7 protein-coding genes are annotated in these 4202 nt (G+C 65.0%); 5 read left to right on the top strand and 2 right to left on the bottom strand.

Going from position 1 to position 4202, the window contains the following annotated elements:
- From ACRDUX_RS05340 to ACRDUX_RS05330, 3 genes are all read left to right on the top strand, one after another.
- The coding region (locus ACRDUX_RS05340) for a TetR/AcrR family transcriptional regulator C-terminal ligand-binding domain-containing protein (protein WP_526411717.1) at positions 1 to 480 on the top strand (480 nt) is incomplete at its 5' end.
- Between the two features lie 728 nt (positions 481 to 1208).
- Positions 1209 to 1706 (top strand): GAF domain-containing protein, encoded by a 498-nt coding sequence (locus tag ACRDUX_RS05335; RefSeq protein WP_526411715.1) that lies wholly within the window; start codon positions 1209 to 1211, stop codon positions 1704 to 1706.
- A gap of 208 nt (positions 1707 to 1914) precedes the next feature.
- On the top strand, positions 1915 to 2634 hold the full coding sequence (locus tag ACRDUX_RS05330) for an NADPH-dependent F420 reductase (RefSeq protein WP_526411713.1): 720 nt from the start codon (positions 1915 to 1917) through the stop codon (positions 2632 to 2634).
- Positions 2635 to 2756: 122 nt separating this feature from the next.
- Here ACRDUX_RS05330 and ACRDUX_RS05325 read toward each other — a convergent pair whose 3' ends face one another.
- Positions 2757 to 2897: a hypothetical protein gene (locus ACRDUX_RS05325; RefSeq protein ID WP_526411711.1), complete on the bottom strand. Its 141-nt coding sequence runs from the start codon at positions 2895 to 2897 to the stop codon at positions 2757 to 2759.
- Positions 2898 to 2935: 38 nt separating this feature from the next.
- Between ACRDUX_RS05325 and ACRDUX_RS05320 the strand changes: the two genes are divergently transcribed.
- Positions 2936 to 3106 (top strand): hypothetical protein, encoded by a 171-nt coding sequence (locus ACRDUX_RS05320; RefSeq protein WP_526411709.1) that lies wholly within the window; start codon positions 2936 to 2938, stop codon positions 3104 to 3106.
- 93 nt (positions 3107 to 3199) lie between these two features.
- Here the strand turns inward: ACRDUX_RS05320 and ACRDUX_RS05315 are convergent, their stop codons facing one another.
- Complete coding sequence (locus ACRDUX_RS05315) at positions 3200 to 3742, bottom strand: CGNR zinc finger domain-containing protein (RefSeq protein ID WP_526411718.1); 543 nt, start codon at positions 3740 to 3742, stop codon at positions 3200 to 3202.
- A gap of 166 nt (positions 3743 to 3908) precedes the next feature.
- Between ACRDUX_RS05315 and ACRDUX_RS05310 the strand changes: the two genes are divergently transcribed.
- Positions 3909 to 4202: VOC family protein (locus ACRDUX_RS05310; RefSeq protein WP_526411707.1), on the top strand; the 294-nt coding region annotated here is incomplete at its 3' end.

The following is a 4202-nucleotide window of genomic DNA, read 5'->3' as shown; positions in this document are numbered from 1 at the left end:
CTGGTGCAATGGCGTCCTGAGCTGGTGAGCGACGAGATTCCCGACACCGGCGCGCTGGCAGGCGACTTCGACGTCTTGGTCGAGCGTTCATCCCGCAGCGACGACGACTTGGTGTCCAATGACCTGGTGCTGCGGGTGGCGTTGGAAGCCGCGCACGACGCCGAGCTGGCTACGGCTCTCGGTGACCTTCTGCTGCACCAGGGCCGTCGAGTGGTGTCGGGCATCCTGGGTCAAGCCGCCGCGCGCGGTGAAGTGCCCGCCGACCATGACTGGTCACTGCTGGCCGACGTGTTGACGGCGATGGGACTGATGCGCATCGTCAACGGCGACGACGTGGACGCCGACTACCTCCGACGAGTCATCGACACGATATTGCTGCCCGCCATCCATGCATCGAAACCCGCTGTGCCGAACCCGACCGCACCGCAGTCCGCCGGGAAGTCTCGTCCGCAGGCCCCCGGCCGACGACCTCGTCGGTGATCTGTTTGGTCGCCAGAGCGTCCGAACCGCACAGCACCTCGATCGGATAGACCGCCAGGAATGGGCTAGCGGCCCTGCGCCGAGAGCGAACCGGCGCCCCGAATTTGGGTGCGGATGCCCGTCGGCCGGCGGCGGCGCTGTGGACACCAGCGGCACGGCGATCGACCCCGACGGATATCGGGGGAGCGCGGCGATTCATCATCGCAGCTTCGAGGGGATCCGTGCGTTCACAGGGACATCCGCAGCTGCGCGCGTGGCCACCCTTTGAATTCAACCGCTCGTGTCGTCACCACAATTCCGTACCATGTAGTACAGTTAGCCATTCAGACGCCGTGACCGACTCACCGTTGCCGAGGTCTGTGGTGCAAACCCTTGCGGCGCAGGGTGTTCGGTTTGAGCTCCGTCGAGATCTACCGGATTCACGCCCTGACGCGCGCTCGATGCTACTACCGCCCAGTTGATCTCCGACTCCCGCGGTATTGCAGTGCAGGCGCCGCGGCGGCAGCGCTTTTCGTTGCCGAGAAGCCGCACGACGAGGACGCCAGGCCGCGATCTTCGTCGGCGTTGTAACGGTGTCCGTCCCGCGACGCACTCACCCCCAGGTGCCCTGTCGCTGTCATCGACACCGATGCGGTAATCCCGTTCCACCACCGTATTTCATTGCACTGCTTGCGCCTACGGAGACCGAACCCTTCTTCGACTGGCCGACTCGAGACGAGGATCGCACCATGAACCAACCGACACCGCACGCCACTGACACCACCTCGGGACTCGCTGATATCGCGCCCCGTCTGGAGGAGCTGGCTAGGCAACTAGGCGTCAAGTCCGTGCTGGTGATGAGGTCGGACCCCGACGCGATGGTGGTTGCCGCCACGGCGGGCGAGGCAACTCGGCACTACACCGTCGGCGCGTCCGGGAGGAAGGCGGGACAGGATGATTCACGCGTGCCGTTGTACTGCGAGCGAGTCGTGGACACCGATTCCGCAGTTTACGTTCGCGATTCGCGCGAGGACCCCCGGTTTGCGGGCAACGAGGACGAAGCGGAGTTTGGTCTGAGCAACTACCTGGGCATGGCGGTGCACGATGCACGCGGGAGGGTGGTCGGAACGGTCTGCGTGCTCGATGATCATGCTCGGCACTACGACGACGACGACCGCACGGCGTTGCACCGTTTGCGCGCCGCCGTCGAGTCCGTGGTTCAACGCGACGAGTCGGCATTGGACTGATGGGATCCGCCCTACGGCGCCGATATGTGGAGGTCCGCCGTGTCGGGAACGCTCGTGGTCCCTGCGGGGCCAGCCAGACCTTGGGCACCGTACGGCAGTGCGGCGTCGACACGTCGTCCCGGCGATTGGCCGGGCGGGCGGCGCATCCGTATCGTCTTCCCCATGCAAGCGGACGTGGTGTCCACTTAATCGACGTGAACGGACGTGAATGATGAGCAACGTTATCCCGCAGAGCAACCCGATGATCGCCGTGATCGGCGCGGGCAACATCGGCGGCACGCTGGCCCGACGATGGGCGGCCACCGGCCTCGCGGTGCGCCTCGCCAATTCGCGCGGACCCCAATCGCTGGCCGACGTGGTGGCGGGAACACCGATCCGCGCCTGTTCCCTGGACGACGTCGCCGTCGACGCGGAGGTGGTCGTCGTCAGCGTTCCCTTCGGAAGGGTGGCGACCCTGCGCGATACGCTCTCCCGTCTGCCCCGCCACGTACCGGTAATCGACACGGGAAACTATGTTCCCGTGGTGCGCGACGATTCAGTACAGGCCATCGACGCCGGGCTGACGGAGAGCGTGTGGGTCGCTGAGCTCCTCGATCGCACACTGGTCAAGGCGTTCAACACCATTGGCGCGGCGAGCCTACGTGCCAAGGCATCCGCCGGGCATGAACCAGTGCGAGTCGCCGCTCCCGTCGCCGCCGATCTGGCCGAGCACCGCCTCATCGCCAATCTGCTCGTCGACGCCGCCGGATTCCAACCGATCGAGGGTGGGACCATCGCCCAATCCTGGCGCCAGCAGCCCGGCACTCCGGTCTACACGACCGATCTCGACCCCGCCGCCGCACGTGCTGCACTCGAGGCGGCGCGACCCGAACAAACGGTGGCCTGGCGTGCCAGGGTGGCGGCAAACCAGGCTACGGCTGGCGAGTGAGCGATGCGCCGTACTTCGACGCGACGCCAGCCTTCCACCGGGACCGGCGGGCGCATGGGTGGGACGCCCTTCGACGGCATCGATAGTGCTCCTTGTTGACTGAACTCTTCGGTACAGTCTGCCTACGGCCTTCTGGCGGCGGTGTACTCGAGCAACCCGCGGTTGGCCGTTTGGGCTCTGGGGAACCGCGCGAGGCGCTGCCACCCCAACTCATCCGAAGCGTACCGCGTGTAACGATGCAAGCCGACGGTCACACTACTCATCAGTATGGATCATACGACACGATGAAAGAGGTTCCACCATGAAGGATTTCGGACTCCTAGCACTCATCGCCGGTGGCCTGGCGGCCGCGGTCATCGCATTGGCCGCACCGGCTGGCGCCGACATCGGCCACAACCAGTGGGTCAACTCGATGGACGGCAGTGCAATGGCGTCGGCTCCCCACGTCGACACCACCGTGCGACACCGATAGGACGGCAGGTGTGGCACTCGCGACGTCCGACGCCACGATCGGCCCACTCAAGTACGAGGCCGCGTTCTCCGGAAGCTGATCGAGCGTAATTAGTCAACGCGCCCGACGATTCTGATAGTGCCGATTCCCCTTGGCCCGGTTCCCGCAGGTGGTCATCGAACACCATCGGCGAGTACCCGAACGGCTGGTATCGAGATACCACAGCACACACCGCGGGTGCCGGCATTTCCGAATCCGATCTGGCGACCGCGCCAGCAAGTCAAGGTACCGCTCGGCCGCGAGCCACGGTATCCGCCATCCGCGATCCACCATGACCTCGGATGCCGGACCGTCTTCATTCAGTGACAAGACGCGATGCCCATGCGACAGCACGTCGTTGAGAAGCTGGCGGCCGTGTGGGTCGTCGGGGGTCTCGGCCACGGTGGCGATCGCCTCCCGTGCAGCGCACAGGCGCCGTCGGTCCTTCTCATCGATCGCTGCCGGCCGACATGAAGCATCGACGCCCGCAGATTCAATCCAAATTGTCGTCCCTGCAATGGTTTCGAGAAGATCGTGACGGTGATCGCCGTCGATCCACCGCGTATTGAGCAGGTCCAATGGCAACGGTTCACCGACGAGGGGCCTGGGGTCAGGCATCGCCGCGCCGATCGGATCCCGAACCGTCGCCATGCCCACCCACCTTAGTGCCCTCTTCCGGAACCTCGCCCCGGCCGGGCCTTGCACCTCTTCAAGCTAACCGTCTATCGTCGTGTTAACAGTTAGATAGGTCGGACCGTCCGGCGCCATTCCGAAGGAGATCACCATGAGTTCGCTCTCGCCGATCGCATCACCGTTGGTCACTGCCGTGACAGGACACGTTGGACTCAACGTCACCGATGCGGCGCGCTCGATCGCCTTCTACCGTCGTGTGTTCGGGTTCGACCTCCTTGGCGAAAGCACCGAAGAGGGACGTGAATACGCCTTTCTGGGGCACGGCGACCAATTGGTGTTGACGCTGTGGCAGCAAAGCGGCGACCGGTTCCCCACCGCTCTCCCTGGCCTGCACCACCTCGCGTTCAACGTGCCGACCGCCGAGGACGTCGACATCGCACTGAAG

The sequence above is a fragment of the Mycobacterium sp. genome (genome assembly GCF_050701675.1).
Classification (GTDB): Bacteria; Actinomycetota; Actinomycetes; order Mycobacteriales; family Mycobacteriaceae; genus Mycobacterium.
This window is presented reverse-complemented; position numbering and strand designations above follow the sequence as displayed.